16 protein-coding genes and 1 pseudogene are annotated in these 14355 nt (G+C 72.6%); 12 read left to right on the top strand and 5 right to left on the bottom strand.

Annotated elements, in window-relative coordinates; genetic code table 11:
- From CCN39_RS01780 to CCN39_RS01770, 3 genes are all read left to right on the top strand, one after another.
- The coding region (locus CCN39_RS01780; protein WP_143263896.1) for a DMT family transporter at nucleotides 1-416 on the top strand (416 nt) is incomplete at its 5' end.
- 29 nt (nucleotides 417-445) lie between these two features.
- Nucleotides 446-2575 carry a hypothetical protein gene (locus CCN39_RS01775; RefSeq protein WP_244210574.1) on the top strand — a complete coding sequence of 710 codons (2130 nt, stop codon included), beginning with the start codon at nucleotides 446-448 and terminating at the stop codon, nucleotides 2573-2575.
- 14 nt (nucleotides 2576-2589) lie between these two features.
- Nucleotides 2590-3732, top strand: a complete 1143-nt coding sequence (locus CCN39_RS01770; RefSeq protein ID WP_244210573.1) for a S53 family peptidase — start codon at nucleotides 2590-2592, stop codon at nucleotides 3730-3732.
- Nucleotides 3733-3771: 39 nt separating this feature from the next.
- Here the strand turns inward: CCN39_RS01770 and CCN39_RS01765 are convergent, their stop codons facing one another.
- From CCN39_RS01765 to CCN39_RS01755, 3 genes are read right to left on the bottom strand one after another with little or no spacing between them, the layout of a single operon-like run.
- Nucleotides 3772-4425: a response regulator transcription factor gene (locus tag CCN39_RS01765; RefSeq protein WP_086838048.1), complete on the bottom strand. Its 654-nt coding sequence runs from the start codon at nucleotides 4423-4425 to the stop codon at nucleotides 3772-3774.
- Between the two features lie 4 nt (nucleotides 4426-4429).
- Nucleotides 4430-4819 (bottom strand): hypothetical protein, encoded by a 390-nt coding sequence (locus CCN39_RS01760; RefSeq protein ID WP_086838052.1) that lies wholly within the window; start codon nucleotides 4817-4819, stop codon nucleotides 4430-4432.
- 32 nt (nucleotides 4820-4851) lie between these two features.
- A complete protein-coding gene (locus CCN39_RS01755) occupies nucleotides 4852-6051 on the bottom strand; it encodes a cytochrome P450 (RefSeq protein WP_143263894.1) in 1200 nt (399 codons plus the stop codon).
- A 227-nt stretch (nucleotides 6052-6278) separates the two neighbouring features.
- Between CCN39_RS01755 and CCN39_RS51515 the strand changes: the two are divergent.
- A pseudogene (locus tag CCN39_RS51515) lies at nucleotides 6279-6580 on the top strand (IS110 family transposase); the annotation flags it as partial.
- 107 nt (nucleotides 6581-6687) lie between these two features.
- On the opposite strand, the gene CCN39_RS01750 reads toward CCN39_RS51515, so the two are convergent.
- The gene (locus CCN39_RS01750; RefSeq protein WP_086838047.1) at nucleotides 6688-8049 is read right to left on the bottom strand and encodes an aspartate aminotransferase family protein; all 1362 of its coding nucleotides are present in this window, start codon (nucleotides 8047-8049) and stop codon (nucleotides 6688-6690) included.
- Between the two features lie 117 nt (nucleotides 8050-8166).
- Nucleotides 8167-8661 (bottom strand): Lrp/AsnC family transcriptional regulator, encoded by a 495-nt coding sequence (locus CCN39_RS01745; RefSeq protein ID WP_167454946.1) that lies wholly within the window; start codon nucleotides 8659-8661, stop codon nucleotides 8167-8169.
- 170 nt (nucleotides 8662-8831) lie between these two features.
- Between CCN39_RS01745 and CCN39_RS01740 the strand changes: the two genes are divergently transcribed.
- The 8 genes from CCN39_RS01740 to CCN39_RS01705 all read left to right on the top strand — a co-directional run.
- Complete coding sequence (locus CCN39_RS01740) at nucleotides 8832-10199, top strand: APC family permease (protein WP_086838046.1); 1368 nt, start codon at nucleotides 8832-8834, stop codon at nucleotides 10197-10199.
- A 101-nt stretch (nucleotides 10200-10300) separates the two neighbouring features.
- Entirely contained in the window at nucleotides 10301-10801 is a 501-nt protein-coding gene (locus tag CCN39_RS01735) for a L,D-transpeptidase (RefSeq protein ID WP_086838045.1), read from the top strand.
- A 13-nt stretch (nucleotides 10802-10814) separates the two neighbouring features.
- Nucleotides 10815-11579: a putative protein N(5)-glutamine methyltransferase gene (locus CCN39_RS01730; RefSeq protein ID WP_086838044.1), complete on the top strand. Its 765-nt coding sequence runs from the start codon at nucleotides 10815-10817 to the stop codon at nucleotides 11577-11579.
- Between the two features lie 35 nt (nucleotides 11580-11614).
- The gene (locus tag CCN39_RS01725; protein WP_086838043.1) at nucleotides 11615-12091 is read left to right on the top strand and encodes an RNA polymerase sigma factor; all 477 of its coding nucleotides are present in this window, start codon (nucleotides 11615-11617) and stop codon (nucleotides 12089-12091) included.
- Entirely contained in the window at nucleotides 12088-12681 is a 594-nt protein-coding gene (locus tag CCN39_RS01720; RefSeq protein WP_086838042.1) for a methylated-DNA--[protein]-cysteine S-methyltransferase, read from the top strand. The genes CCN39_RS01725 and CCN39_RS01720 overlap by 4 nt, the downstream gene beginning before the upstream one ends.
- 341 nt (nucleotides 12682-13022) lie before the next feature.
- Nucleotides 13023-13736 (top strand): 2OG-Fe(II) oxygenase, encoded by a 714-nt coding sequence (locus tag CCN39_RS01715; protein ID WP_086838041.1) that lies wholly within the window; start codon nucleotides 13023-13025, stop codon nucleotides 13734-13736.
- A complete protein-coding gene (locus CCN39_RS01710) occupies nucleotides 13733-14107 on the top strand; it encodes a hypothetical protein (RefSeq protein ID WP_086838040.1) in 375 nt (124 codons plus the stop codon). The genes CCN39_RS01715 and CCN39_RS01710 overlap by 4 nt, the downstream gene beginning before the upstream one ends.
- Nucleotides 14104-14355: methylated-DNA--[protein]-cysteine S-methyltransferase (locus CCN39_RS01705; protein WP_434781077.1), on the top strand; the 252-nt coding region annotated here is incomplete at its 3' end. The genes CCN39_RS01710 and CCN39_RS01705, both read left to right, overlap by 4 nt.

The following is a 14355-nucleotide window of genomic DNA, read 5'->3' as shown; positions in this document are numbered from 1 at the left end:
GGTACACGGGGCTCGAGGTCGCCTGCTACGCGATGTGGGCCGGGACGCTGTTCCTCGCTCCGCTCGCGCCCCAGGCCGTGCACGCCTTCGTGAGCGCGCCGCCGGCGGCGACGCTGTCCGTGCTGTTCCTCGGCGCGTTCCCGTCGGCGGTCGGGTTCGTCGCCTGGGGGTACGCGGTGGCCCGGCATTCGCTCTCGGTCGCCACGGCGGCCCTCTACCTCGTCCCGGCGGTGGCGCTCGCCGTCGCCTTCGGCTGGCTCGGCGAGCGGCCGACCTGGGTGGATCTCGTGGGCGGTGCGCTCAGCGTCGCCGGAGTCGTCCTGATCGGGGCCACTGTCCGTCGTTGGGCCGGTCGGGGTAATTCGCGGCCGATCGCGAGCCGGGCTCAACGGTCGGAGCGGCCGGCCCGTCGGTAGTGGTGATCGATCACCACACGGAGGTGCCAGTGCGAAGAACATTTTCGGTGTTCGCGGTCCTGCTCGCCGGTTCGGCGGGCGTGGCCGGGCTCGCCCCGCCGGCCGCGGTCGCCGCGGTCCCGTCCTCGACCGTCACCCTCGTCACCGGGGACCGGGTGACCGTCCGGACCACTCCCGACGGCCGGGACACGTTCGAGGTGCAGCCCGCCGCGGACAGGGGGATGGCGCGGGCGCTCGTGCACCTGCGGCTCGGCGGCCGCGACTACGAGGTGCCCGGCACCGCCCTGCCCTACCTCGGGCGCGGGCTCGACCTGAGCCTGTTCGACGTCAAGGCGCTGCTGGCCGGCGCCAAGGCCCCGGTGGACACCGCGACCTTCGGCGCCGCGCTGGCGAAGCAGTTCAAGGAGGACAGTGCCCGCGGCCGGTTCGGCGGGCAGGGGCTGTTCGCCGACGGCGTCCGGTACGCGCTCGCCGGAGCGCCGAAGCGGCAGGCGGCCCAGCCGCGGTCGGTGATGCGGACGGTGTCGGTCGACGCCACCGACATCGCGGGCAAGCCCGCCGACACCGGTATCGCGTTCCTCTACAACACCGATGACGGCAACACCCTCGCCCCGGACGAGAACTTCAACTACTTCTTCGGCGGCACGGCCAAGTTCAGCGTGCCGGACGGCAACTACAGCGCGCTCGGCGTGTTCTGGACGACCGACGCCGACGGCAACCCGACCGAGCTGCGGTTCAGCGCGCAGCCGGAGTTCGCGGTGAAGGCGGATGCGACCGTCCGCGTCGACGCGAAACGGGCCTCCAGCAAGCTGACCTGGGTGACACCGCGCCCGGCGCTCCTGGACGACACCGGCTTCCTGTTCCGCCGGGCCGCCAAGACCGGGCCGGCGCTGCTCGTCGACTTCGACGCCGGGCCGGGCGTGCCGATCTCGGTGTCGCCGACGAGCGTCCCGGTGCGCACCGGGGCGTTGCAGACCTACCCGTACAGCAGGCTCGTGTCCCCGCCGGGGCCGGGCACGCCGTACGAATACGTGCTGCAGAAGGCGAGCATCGGCGTGATTCCGCAGCAGCGGTACGTGATCACGGCGAAGGACGTCGCCACCGTGGACGCCACCTACTTCAGCGAGTACTCCTCGCTCGGCCTGCGCCAGCGCAGCGGGATGTTCTCGTTCGAGGACGTCAGCGGCCACCCGTCGCACCCGATCCAGCTGCCGCGCAAGCAGACCGAGTACGTCTCGGCCTCGCCGGACCTGGCGTGGTTCGGCGGGTTCTCGAAGTACGTGCTGCCCGGGCCGTTCCCCGGCTGGGCCGGCGGTCAGTACGAGCAGTTCCACACCTACCGGGGCGGCTCGTCGGTCACCGAGGACTGGAACCGCTTCCCCCTGCACCCGGCGGGTGCGGTCGCCCTGCTGCCGCTGGACGACGGCCGGGCGTACACGCTGCCCGGCGCCACGCGGGCGGGCGATCTGCTGCGGTTCTCGATCACGCCGTTCAGCGACAACCAGCCGGGCCACACCGGCTTCGGCTTCTACGGCGAGTCGCGGGACACGATCACCGGGCACTACCGGTTCACCCAGGACGGCACGACCCTGGCCGAAGGCGAGCCGCTGGGGGCCACCGCGGTCGCCTTCGAGCGGGAGGTCGCGGCCGGCCCGTCGACACTGGGGCTGACGATCGACGCCGGGCGCACCGGGCCGATGTACCGGCAGAGCACCGCGACCCACACCGAGTGGACGTGGCCGTCACAGCACGTCGAAGGGGTCACCCTGCCGCCCACGCTGTACTGCGCCCGCGGGGCCGAGCCGGACCGGGAGTGTGCGGTCGAACCGCTGCTGACGCTGGGGTACGCGGTCGGCGGGCTGCGGCCGGACGGATCCACGGTGTCCGGTCCGCAGGGCCTGGACCTCACGGTGGGGCACCTGCAGCAGAGCACCGGTTCACCGGTGACGGCCGCGACCGTGCAGTACTCGACCGACGGCACGACCTGGCAGGACGCGACCGTCACCGCCCGCGGCAACGGCGTCTTCCACGCGGACTTCACCGCGGCCACCGAGGCGTTCCGGGGCACGGACGTCTCCCTGCGCGTCACGGCCGCGGACGCCGCCGGGGCGACCATCGCCGAGACGATCACCGCCGCCTACCACGTCTACGTGTCATGAGGGGACTGTCCACGGTGAACAGGAGATGGCTGGGAGCGCTGGCCGCCGCGGTGGTGGCCGTCGGCGTGGTCGCACCGGCGGCGGGCGCGGCGCCGGGACCGCGTGCGGCGTGCCCCGAACAACCGGGCGTGCTGCGCTGCCTCACCACGTACACACCGGGCGCGACGCGCGCTTTCGGGCCGGCCGGCTGGGGTGCCGACGACCTGGCGTCGGCCTACGGGCTGCCCGCCTCGGCGGGGCCGGACACCGTCGTCGGCATCTCGATCGCCTTCGACGCGCCGAACCTGGAGGCGGACCTGGCCGCGTACCGGGCGCAGTACGGCCTGCCGCCGTGCACGACGGCGAACGGCTGCTTCCGCAAGGTGAACCAGCAGGGCGCGGCGGCGCCGCTGCCGGAGGTGAATTTCGGCTGGGCGCTGGAGTCCACATTGGACGTCTCGATGGTGTCGGCGGCGTGCCCGTCGTGCCGGATCCTGGTCGTCGAAGGCAACTCACCCGGGTTCGCCGACCTCGCGGAGACGGCGGACACGGCAGTGCGGCTGGGTGCGAAGGTGGTGTCCAACAGCTACGGCGCGCGGGAGAACGGCGCGGCGCTGGCGTACGCGAGTCACTACCAGCACCCGGGTGTGACGGTGGTGGCGTCCTCCGGCGACAGCGGCTTCACCGCGGCGAGCTACCCGGCGGTGCTGGCCTCGACGATCGCGGTCGGCGGGACGTCGCTGGCCCGCGACCCGGATTCCGCGCGCGGCTGGGCGGAGTGGGCGTGGACCTACGGCGGCAGCGGTTGTTCGGCGTACATCGCGAAGCCGAAGTGGCAGAAGGACGCCCACTGCGGCAAGCGGACGGTCGCCGACGTGTCGGCGGCGGCCGAGGACATCGCGATCCACTACGCGGACGCGGGCGGCTGGCTCCCGGTCAGCGGGACGAGCGCTTCGGCGCCGTTCGTCGCGGGCCTGATCGGCCGGTCGGGGCACGCGGGCGGCACCCAACCGGCGGTTCTGTACGCGAACGCGGGTTCGTTCACCGACGTGACCACGGGCCACAACGACCCGGCGGGCGGCGGCAAGAAGTGCGGCGGCGACTACCTGTGCGTCGCCGGCGCGGGCTATGACGCGCCGACGGGAGTCGGCGTGCCGAACGGCCTGGCGGGCTTCTGAGGGAACCGGTGGCGCGGGCTTGCCGTCCGCGCCACCGGGTCAGGAGGTTTCGAGTCCCGCGCGGCACAGCCCGCGCTCGTAGGCCAGCAGCCCGGCCGCGGTCCGGTGGGCGCACCCCAGCTTCCGCACCACCCGCGCGACGTACTCCCGCACCACCGGCTCCGGCAGCTCCAGCCGCTCGGCGATCTCGGCGTTCGTCAGGGCCGCACCCACCGCCGCGAGCACTTCGGTCTCCCGGGCCGACAGCCGATCCACCGCCGCCAGCCGCTCGTCACGGGGGCCGGACAACCGGGTCGCCGCCGTGACCCACCGGCGGGAGGCGTCCGGGGACAGCACGACGTGGCCGTCCGCCGCCAGGCGGACCACCTTGATCAGGTCCCGCCGCGGGGCCGACCGCAGCAGGAACCCCGCCGCGCCGTCGCGGAGGGCACGCAGGATGCCCGCGTCGGAGTCGAACGCGGCCAGTGCCACCACCGCCGGACGGCGGGTGAGCGCATCCGGCCAGTTCAGGCGCAGGTCAAGCAGCAGCACGTCCGGCCGCCGCCGGCGCAAGGTCACCCGGGCGGCCGGCACGTCCGGGGCCGCGCCGACGAGCTCGATGCCGTCCGCCTCGTCGAGAATCGTGCTCAGGCGGGCCCGCACCGCCGGGTCGCGCTCGGCCACCAGGACCCGGACCGGCGGCGGCACGAGCACCGCCTCAGTCCTTCGGCCGCAGGCGGATCAGCGGCAGGTCGGTCTTCGAGGCCCCGACCAGGTCCCGGCCGCCGGGGCCGCGCAGCCGCACCTCCCGGAACCGCACCGACGAAAGCTGCGCGGCTTCGATCGGGTAGACGTCGCCGTAGCGCTTGATCTTGTCCACCAGCTCCTTGCCGAGCAGCTCGACGAGCCCGGCGTGCCGGGTCGCGCCACCGCCCAGCGGCACGTCCAGCTGCTTGCGCACCTCGGGGAACCGCTGGTCCAGCTCGACCGCCAGCTGGTGGATGGTGACGTAGGCCCGGCCGAACTCCGAGGCGTCCGGACCCGGCGGGATCTCCTCCAGCACCTTGATGAGCTTGGCGTCCATCCCGAGCTTGTCCCACAACGTCACGTCTTCTTCCTCCACTCCCGACCGCCGTTGGTCTACCAGAGGACCGGCACGCGGTCCACTCCCCCGGTGACACGGTTGGCCCGGACCCGGAGTTCATCGACGCCGACGGCCAGGCGCAACCCCGGGAACCGCCGGAACAGCGACCTGAAGACGACGCGCAGTTCGGTGCGGGCGAGGCTGGCGCCGATGCAGAACCAGCCGCCGTAGGCGAAGGCGACGTGCGAGTTGGGCTTGCGCCCGGGGTCGAACGTCGCCGCGGCCGGGAACACGGTTTCGTCCCGGTTGGCCGCGGCGATCGAGAGCACGACGGCGTCCCCGCGGGCGATCGTGACGCCGCCGAGCTCGACGTCGTCGTGCGCGTACCGCAGCACGCCGAGCCCGCTCGGGGCGGACATCCGCAGGATCTCCTCGACGGCACCGTGCACCCGGCCTTCGGGATCGGCGGCCAGCGCGTCCCGCCGGGCGAGGTCGCTGAGCAGGTAGAGCACGCCGAGGTCGATCCGGTTGGAGGTCGTCTCGTGGCCGGCGAACAGCAGCCCGGCGGCGAGCCGGGCGAGGTCTTCGTCGGCGAACGACGGATCCTCCGCCTGGGCCCGCACCATGTCCGAGACGACGTCCTGCCCGGGATCCCGCCGCTTGGCGGCGGCGAGCCGGCTCATGTAGGCGGTGAACTCGTCGAGCGCGGCGCCCGCGCCGTCGCCGATGTCCATCCGCCCCATCCGGTCCGACAGCACCCGGAAGGTGGCACGGTCCTCGTACGGGACGCCGAGCAGCTCGCAGATCACCAGCACCGGCAACGGGAAGGAAAGGTGTTCGTGCAGGTCGACCGGGTCATCGCCGTCGCGGGCCCGCTCCATGGCGGCGAAGCAGCCGTCGGCGAGCTCCTGCACGTGCCCGGCGAGCCGGCGGATCCGGTTGGCGGAGAAGGCGGGCACGAGCATCCGCCGCATCCGCGCGTGCTCGGCGTGCTCGGTCTCGTGGTCCCCTTGCGGACGGCTGAGGATGGCGGCGTCGGAAAGCGCCGCCGCGGCTTCCGGCGCGGGGTGCGACCGCCCGAACCGCGGATCGGTGAACACGGCGCGCACCTCTTGGAACCCGGTGACCAGCCAGGCGGGATCCCCGACCGGAGTGGTCACGGCAACCACCGGCCCCTGCCGGCGCAGCACCTCGAAGAGCGGAGCGATTTCCAGGACGTTCGGCCGTTCGAACGGCAGGCGCGGCGCATCGATCATGGGTTTCTCCTCCCGGCTGCGCGGCCGACAGGCGCGGACACGGGCGGCCCGGTCACCGGCCGCTCCCCCGGTCCCCCGCGATCCACGGTACTCAGGAACGGCGTGATCAGGCCCGGAACGCGAGTTCCCCGCCCGATCGGGCGAGCGCGCCTGCTCGGAGGAGCGGAACTGTCGGTGGGCACCGGTATCGTGGATTGCGGGGGCCGGAGGCCAAGCCCCCGTTACCGTTGCTGGTCGCGGTGGACCAGCCCGCGACGATCGGGGCGTTGCCGGTCGCGGTCACCCGCACCACCGGACATCAGGTCGCCCACCTGCATCGCCGACGCCGCCCGTTCCCTGCCTCACACGCTGCGCCAGGTCGACCTCGGCGATGACGACCTGGCCGGCGGTGCCGGAAATTCTGTCCCGCCGCGGCGGGCCGGCAGGCATCGCCGAGGCCGGGTGCCGCCAGCTCGCCGCGATCGCGAAGGCTCACGCATGGGCAGCCAGCTCGCCGAGCGCGACCATGGCCGCGCTCGGCGAGCAGACACGGGCCCGCCGCGGGCCTACAACGACAGGTAGGGAGCCGAGGGCAAGAAGCACAACGCTGCGTTGATCCGCCTGGCCCGGCCCCGCTGCCGCCGCTTGACCAAACCCCTACAAGAGCTTCCAGGCCCGCGTCAGCGCCTCCCGCAGGATCTCCTCCATCTCGTCGAACTCCGCCTGGTCGCAGATCAACGGCGGCGACAGCTGCACAACGGGCTCGGCCCGGTCATCGGCCCGGCAGTACAACCCACCCTCGAACAACGCCTCGGACAAGAACCCCCGCAGTACCCGCTCCGACTCGTCGGCCGAGAAGCTCTCCTTGGTCACCTTGTCCTTGACCAGCTCGATACCGTAGAAGAACCCGGCCCCCCGGACGTCCCCGACGATCGGCAGGTCCAGCAACCGGTCCAAAGTGGACCGGAAGGCGTCCTCCCGCCGCAGCACGTGCCCGTACAGGTCCTCCCGCTCCATCAGGTCGAGGTTCGCCAAGGCCACCGCGCACGACACCGGGTGCCCGCCGTAGGTGGACCCGTGCATGAACGTGGTGGCCCCGTGCGTGAACGGCTCCATCAGCCGCTCCGAAGCCAGCACCGCACCCAGCGGCGCGTACCCCGACGTCAGCCCCTTCGCCGTGGTGATCATGTCCGGCTGGTAGCCGTACCGCTTGGCGGCGAAGTCGTACCCCACCCGGCCGAACGCGCAGATGACCTCGTCGGACACCAGCAGCACGTCGTGCTTGTCGCAGATCTCGCGCACCCGCGCGAAGTAGCCCGGCGGCGGCACGAAACACCCGCCCGTGTTCTGCACCGGCTCGAGGAACACCGCCGCGACGGTGTCCGCCCCCTCGAACTCGATCGCCTGCTCGATCCGGTCGGCGGCCCAGCGGCCGTACGCCTCGTAGTCGTCGGCGTGCTCGGGTGCGCGGTAGAAGTTCGTGTTCGGCACGCGCAGGGTGCTCGGCACCAGCGGCTCGAAATCCGCCTTCGCGCCCGGGATGCCGGTGATCGACAGCGCGCCCTGCGACGTCCCGTGGTAGGCCAGCGCGCGGCTGATCACCTTGTGCTTGCCCGGTTTCCCGACGAGCTTGAAGTACTGCTTGGCCAGTTTCCACGCCGTCTCGACGGATTCGCCGCCGCTCACCGTGAAGAACACGCGGTTCAGGTCGCCGGGCGACGCGGCCGCCAGCCGGGAAGCGAGTTCGATCGCCGTCGGGTGCGCGTGGCCCCACAGCGGGAAGTACGCGAGCTGCTTCATCTGCCGCGCCGCGGCCTCCGCGAGTTCCTCGCGGCCGTGACCGGCCTGCACCGCGAACAGCCCGGCGAGCCCGTCCAGGTAGCGCTTGCCGTGGGCGTCCCAGATGTAGGCGCCTTCGCCGCGCACGATCACCGGGACGTCGGTCTCGGCGTAGGCGGAGTGGCGGGTGAAGTGCATCCAGAGGTTGCTGCGTGCAGCCTGGGCGAGAGTGGCGGTCATACCCCGGTTATCGCACGCGTCCACCGCCGGACGCAAGCGATTCAGTCGTCCAGACGAACTTGGACAACTAATTCATGATCTCTTCGCGGACCTAACCTTCGGATTTAGTCGTCACGGTCAGCGAGCGCCCCACTGGTAGGTCTGTTTCCGCAGCTTGAGGTAGACCATGACCTCGGCGTGCCGGACGCCGGGCAGCGCCCGGATCCGCGTCGAGATCAGCTGGAGCAGCGCCTCGTCGTCGGCGCAGACGGCCTCGCAGAGCAGGTCGTAGCGTCCGGCGCAGAGGATCACGTACGCGATTTCGTCCATTTCGGCCAGTGCGTCGCCGACCGGTTCCAGCGGGCCGTCGACCGTGATCGCGATCATCGCCTGCCGGAACAGCCCGACCTGCAAGGGATCCGAGACGGCGACGATCTGGATGACACCGGAGTCGGACAGCCGCTGCACCCGCTGCCGGACCGCCGCCTCGGACAGGCCGACCGCCTTGCCGATCGTCGCGTACGCGCGCCGCCCGTCCTCCTGCAGCTGCGCGATGATCTGCCGCGAGATGTCGTCGAGCACCGGCGGGGCGGGCCGGCCGGTCGTGTCCTGGCTGCTCACGCCCCGGATCATCCCCGACTCGGGCGACGACAGGCAAACCCGCCCCACTGTCACGATGAGTGACTAAATCCGAATGACCCACCCCCTTCAGACAACGATTTCGGTCGTCAAAGACCCGTTGACAACACCGAATCGGTGCTGTTCCATCCGTCGCACCCTGCACCCGGCCGGAGGGAACGCCGATGCCCCGCACTCCCGCCCCGCCCGTCCTCGCCGCCACGGCGAAGCCGAAGAAGTCCCTCACCCGGTCCATCGGCGTCGGCGGCGGCACGCTGCTCACGCTCAGCTGCGTGACACCGGCGTCGTCGCTGTTCGTCCTCGTGCCGCCGCTGTTCGCCGACCTCGGCACCGGCACCGCGCTCGCCATCGCCCTCGCGGTGCTGCTCTGCGTCGGGATCGCCTTCTGCTACTCCGAACTGGGCACGCTGGTGCCGAGCGCCGGTGGCGAGTACGCGATGGTCACGACGGTGGCGAACCGGTTCGCCGGCTGGCTGACGTTCATGCTGTCCTTCGTCGTCATCCTCGTCGTGCCGCCGATCATCGCGATCGGCGTCGCCGACTACGTCGCTGCCGTCGCCGACATCGACCCGTCGGTCGCCGGCGCGCTCGTCATGCTGGCGGGCACCGCGATGGGGCTGCTCAACCTGCGCTCCAACGCCTGGATCACCGGCATCTTCCTGGTCGTCGAGCTCGTCGCGATCTTCGTCGTGTCGCTGCTCGGCTTCACGCACACCACGCAGAGCCCGGCCGTGCTGGTCGAGCCGAGCCTCGGCACGAGCGGGATCGGGCTGATCGCCGTCGTCACCGGGCTCGCCGTCGCGTTGTTCGTCGTGCAGGGCTTCAGCACCGCCGTCTACCTGGCCGAGGAGATGCGGGAGCCGCGCCGGACCGTCGCGCGGACGGTGTTCTGGACGCTCGGCATCAGCGCCGTGGTCATCGTGGTGCCGGTCGTGGCGATCACCCTGGCCGTGCCGGACACCGCCGCGCTCGCCGGGGTCGACCTGACCGCGCTGGTCACCGGCTGGAGCGGCAGCGCCGTCGGGGTGGCGATCAGCCTGTGCATCGCCGCGGCGATCGTCAACGCGGTGATCGTCATGGTCATCCAGAACTCGCGGGTGCTCTACTCCTCCGCGCGCGATCAGGCCTGGCCGGCGCCGGTCAACCGCGCGATGAGCGTGGTGAGCGGGCGGTTCGGCGCGCCGTGGGTCGCGACGCTGGTGACCGGGCTGTCCGAAGCCGTCCTCTGCTTCGTGCCGGTGGAGACGCTGAGCGGCGTCACCGGGGTCGCCGTCGTCGCGCTCTACCTGAGTGTCGCGGCCGCCGCGCTCGGCGCGCGCCGGGCGGCGCACCGGAAACCGCACGTGTGGCGGATGCCGGCGTGGCCGCTCGTGCCCGCGCTGGCCGTCGCGGCGCTGGCCTACGTCCTGGTCGAGCAGAGCGCGCTCGACCTCGGCATCACCGCGGGCGTCCTGGTGGTGTCGGCGCTGTACTGGTGGGGGTACCTGCGCCGGCGTCCGGGACGGTGGGTGGTGACCGTGCCGCAGGAGTAACGGTTCGGCGTCGCCCGGCCGGGGTAATCCTCCCGCGCTCAACCTTCGGGGCCGTCCACCCGTACTGACCCCCGGCAGGACCTTCGGCGAGGGGACGACGGATGCGCAGGACCGGGGTGGTGACCCTGCTGGGGGCGGTGCTGGTCACGGCGGCCTGCGCGGCGCCACGCACGACGACACCGAGCCCGATCGCCGAGCCGGTGCCGCTGACGACGGCGTCGGCCACGCCGACCACCACCACGACGCCCCCGCCCGCGCCGCCGTGCGCCGTCACGACCGGCGCCTGCGTGAGCCTGACCCAGCGGCTGGCCTGGCTGCTGCGGGACGGCCGGGTGGTCCGCGGCCCGGTCCCGGCCGGGTTCGGGCCACCCGACCAGGCGACGCCCGCCGGGTCGTTCCACGTCGTGTGGAAGGACCGCGAGCACCGCAGCAGCCAGTACGGCACCGACATGCCCAACTCGGTGTTCTTCGCCGCCGGCGGCATCGCCTTCCACGCCGGGCCGCTCGACGCGCCCTCGCACGGCTGCGTCCACCTGACCGACGCCGATTCGGCGGCGTTCTTCGACGGGCTGAACGTCGGTGACGCGGTGCAGGTCTTGTAGGCTTCCCCACCTGTTGGACACTTCCTCCGTCGTCTCCCGGCTGCGCGCCGCGGGCTGCGTGTTCGCCGAGGACGAGGCCGATCTCCTCGTCGCCGCGGCCACGACCCCCGCGGACCTCGACGCGCTCGTCGAACGGCGCGTCGCCGGGCTGCCGCTGGAACACCTGCTGGGCTGGGCGGAGTTCCACGGCCTGCGCGTCACCGTGCGGCCCGGGGTGTTCGTGCCGCGGCACCGGACCGGGTTCCTGGTCGACGTCGCCGTCTCGCTCGCACCGCCGGACCCGGTGGTGCTCGACCTGTGCTGTGGTTCCGGGGCGCTGGGCGCCGCGTTCGCCGCGGACCGCCCGCCGCGTGAGCTGCACGCCGCCGACGTCGAGCCCGCCGCGGTCGAGTGCGCGCGGCTGAACCTTCCTTTTGCCGCCGTGTACCAGGGCGATCTTTACGACGCGCTGCCGTCGTCCCTGCGCGGCCGGGTCTCCGTGGTCCTGGCGAACGTGCCGTACGTGCCTTCGGACGCCGTTTCGACGATGCCGCCGGAAGCGCGCCTGCACGAGCCGCTGGTGGCGCTCGACGGCGGTGCGGACGGCCTGGATCTCGCCCGGCGCGTCGCCGCGGGCGCGCCGCACTGGCTCGCTCCCGGCGGGACCCTGCTGATCGAATCGAGCGAGCGGCAGGCGCCGGTGCTCGCGGAAATCCTTGCCGCGGCGGGGTTGTCGCCGCACGTGCACTCCTGCGACGAGCTGGGCGCGACCGTCGTGACCGGTACCGCGAAATCGTGATCTCACGTTCCGGCTCCCCCGGACGTCTACCTGGTGTGATCGTGAAACCGTTCGAGCAAGTCGTCACCGAGCACGGGCCGATGGTCCTCCGGGTCTGCCGGGCCGTGCTCGGGCCGGCCGATGCCGAAGACGCCTGGTCGGAAACCTTCCTGGCGGCGTTGAAGGCGTATCCCGAGCTGCCACCGGACGCGAACGTCCAGGCGTGGCTCGTCACGATCGCGCACCGCAAGGCCGTCGACGTCACCCGCGCCCGGGCCCGCCACCCGGTCCCGGTCGGCGAAGTCCCGGATCGCCCCGGCCGCGCGGACGCGTGGAACAGCGACCTGTGGGACGCGCTGGCGAGGTTGCCGGACAAGCAACGGCTCGCCGTGGCCTACCACTACCTGGCCGGGCTGCCGTACCGCGAAATCGCGGAGATCACCGGAGGCACCGTCGACGCCGCCCGCCGGGCAGCCGCCGACGGCCTCAAAGCCCTGCGGGCCACCTATCCCCTGGAAGGAGCGCACTCATGACGGACATGTTCCAGTTCTTCGGGAACGAGGTCCTGCTCGATTCGAGCATGATGCACGAGCGGCTCGTCGCCGACGCGGACCGCCAGGGCCTCCTGGACGTCGCCTACCACACGGTCGACTCCCCGGTCGGCCCGCTGCTGCTGGCGGCCACCGAGCAGGGCCTGGTGAAGGTGGCCTTCGACCGCCAGGACCACGACGCCGTACTGGCCGAGCTGGCGGCGGCGATCAGCCCCCGGATCCTCCGCGCCCCGGCCCGCCTCGCCCCGGTGGCCCGCCAGCTCGACGAGTACTTCACGGGCGAGCGCCACGCCTTCGACGTTCCCCTGGACCTCCGGCTGGCCCGAGGGTTCCGCCGCGCGGTGCTGGATCACCTGGCGGAGATCGCGTACGGCCACACGGAGAGCTACGCCCAGGTCGCAACGGCGGCGGGCAGCCCGAAGGCGGTGCGCGCGGTGGGCACGGCGTGCGCGCTGAACCCCGTGCCGGTGGTGTTGCCGTGCCACCGAGTCGTCCGGTCCGACGGATCGTACGGCCAGTACGCCGGCGGCCCGGAAGCCAAGCGCGCCCTGCTGACGATGGAGGCGGCGTGACGACGTTCGAGGAGCGCATCGCCGCCACCGGCTGAGCCGCAGGGCTCGACGACCAGGGCAGCCAGCACGACGGCACGCGTCCCGCCGCCCGGCGGTGCTGCCGTGCCCACCGCCGGTCGTGCTCCGGTGCCGCTGCCGACCGCCCTGGGCCACCGCATCGCCCGATCCCACGGCTCGCACCATCAGCAAACCGCGCGACTCCTCCTTACCGAGGCCGCGACAACGCCCGAAGAACCCGCCGCCGTCGGCGCCTTGCCATCGACTCGACCGACCCGGCGGCCCCACTGCCAGTACACCGGCCGCGCCGGAACCTAGCGCGCCCCGCTGAACAAGGAAGCAGCATGACAACCTTCGAAGAACGCGTCGCCGCGGCGAACTGGGCCGCGGTGGCCGCCGAGGTCGATGACTACGGCTGCGCGCTCCTGCCGCAGCTGCTCACCCCTGCCGAGTGCGCGCAGCTCGTCGAACTGTGGGACGAGCCGTCGCACTTCCGGGCGACCGTGAACCTGCGCCGTCACCGCTTCGGCGACAACGGCGACTACCACTACTTCGCCTCGCCGTTCCCGGAACCCGTGCACCGGCTGCGGCAGGCGCTCTACCCGCGGCTGCTCCCCATCGCGCAGGACTGGTCCGCGCGGCTCGGCCGCCCGGCCGAGTGGCCGTCCACTTTGGACCAGTGGCTGGCGGTGTGCCACGCCGCGGGCCAGCGGCGGCCGACGCCGATCCTGCTGCGCTACGAGACGGGCGGCTGGAACGCACTGCACCGCGACCTCTACGGCGACAAGGTGTTCCCCCTCCAAGTGGTGATCAACCTCAACGACCCGGGCACCGACCACACGGGCGGCGAGTTCCTGCTGGTCGAGCAACGGCCACGCGCCCAATCGCGCGGCACGGCGACGCTCGTCCCGCAGGGCCACGGCCTGGTGTTCACCACCCGGGACAGGCCGGTCCGCTCGGCCCGCGGCTGGTCGGCGGCCCCGGTGCGCCACGGTGTTTCGGTGGTCCGTTCGGGCCGTCGGCACACCCTCGGCCTCGTCTTCCACGACGCGGCATGACGGCCCGGGAACTCGAGGCGCTGCTGGGCCTGCTCGGCCGGGCCCGGCACATCGTGATCGGCACGGACAGGTCTTCCCGCGCGGACGGCGAGCAGATCGCCGCCGCTTGGGGTGGCGTGGTGCTGGCGACGGTGACCTGGCCCGAGACCGCGGCATCGTGGCTGCGCCAGGCCCGGCGCTTCGCGGCGCCGGAGCCGGACGCGTGGGTGGTCGGCGCCACCCCGGCGGGCTGGGCGGGCATGGCACGGCGGCTGCAGCTCTCGACGCCCTGGCATCCGCATCGAACATTCGCCACCTCGGCGCTGGCCGGCTACCCCATCCCGGGCCTGCGCGGCGTCCACGCCGACGGCACACCCTGGGAGACCTCATGAAGCACGCGGTACTGGATTCCCCGATCGGCCGGCTGACCGTGGTCGGCGACGGCGACACCGTGGCCGGCCTGTACTTCCCGAACCACTGGCCCCGCCCCGACCGCACCACGTTCGGCCACCGCGACGACACGGCGTTCCCCGAGGCAGCCCGGCAGCTGAAGGAGTACTTCGCCGGCCAGCGCACCGCGTTCGACGTCCCGACGCAGGCATCCGGCCCCGACTTCGACCGCGCGGTGTGGGCGGAGATC

This window comes from Amycolatopsis kentuckyensis (genome assembly GCF_002155975.1).
Taxonomy (GTDB): Bacteria; Actinomycetota; Actinomycetes; order Mycobacteriales; family Pseudonocardiaceae; genus Amycolatopsis; species Amycolatopsis kentuckyensis.
This window is presented reverse-complemented; position numbering and strand designations above follow the sequence as displayed.

What these genes read in the sequence shown, in the direction of transcription:
- CCN39_RS01755 (WP_143263894.1), bottom strand. Translation starts at nt 6,051, where the DNA reads ATGATCGATGCGCCGCGCCTGCCGTTCGAACGGCCGAACGTCCTGGAA.
- CCN39_RS01750 (WP_086838047.1), bottom strand. Translation starts at nt 8,049, where the DNA reads ATGACCGCCACTCTCGCCCAGGCTGCACGCAGCAACCTCTGGATGCAC.
- CCN39_RS01745 (WP_167454946.1), bottom strand. Translation starts at nt 8,661, where the DNA reads ATGATCCGGGGCGTGAGCAGCCAGGACACGACCGGCCGGCCCGCCCCG.
- CCN39_RS01740 (WP_086838046.1), top strand. Translation starts at nt 8,832, where the DNA reads ATGCCCCGCACTCCCGCCCCGCCCGTCCTCGCCGCCACGGCGAAGCCG.
- CCN39_RS01735 (WP_086838045.1), top strand. Translation starts at nt 10,301, where the DNA reads ATGCGCAGGACCGGGGTGGTGACCCTGCTGGGGGCGGTGCTGGTCACG.
- CCN39_RS01720 (WP_086838042.1), top strand. Translation starts at nt 12,088, where the DNA reads ATGACGGACATGTTCCAGTTCTTCGGGAACGAGGTCCTGCTCGATTCG.
- CCN39_RS01715 (WP_086838041.1), top strand. Translation starts at nt 13,023, where the DNA reads ATGACAACCTTCGAAGAACGCGTCGCCGCGGCGAACTGGGCCGCGGTG.
- CCN39_RS01710 (WP_086838040.1), top strand. Translation starts at nt 13,733, where the DNA reads ATGACGGCCCGGGAACTCGAGGCGCTGCTGGGCCTGCTCGGCCGGGCC.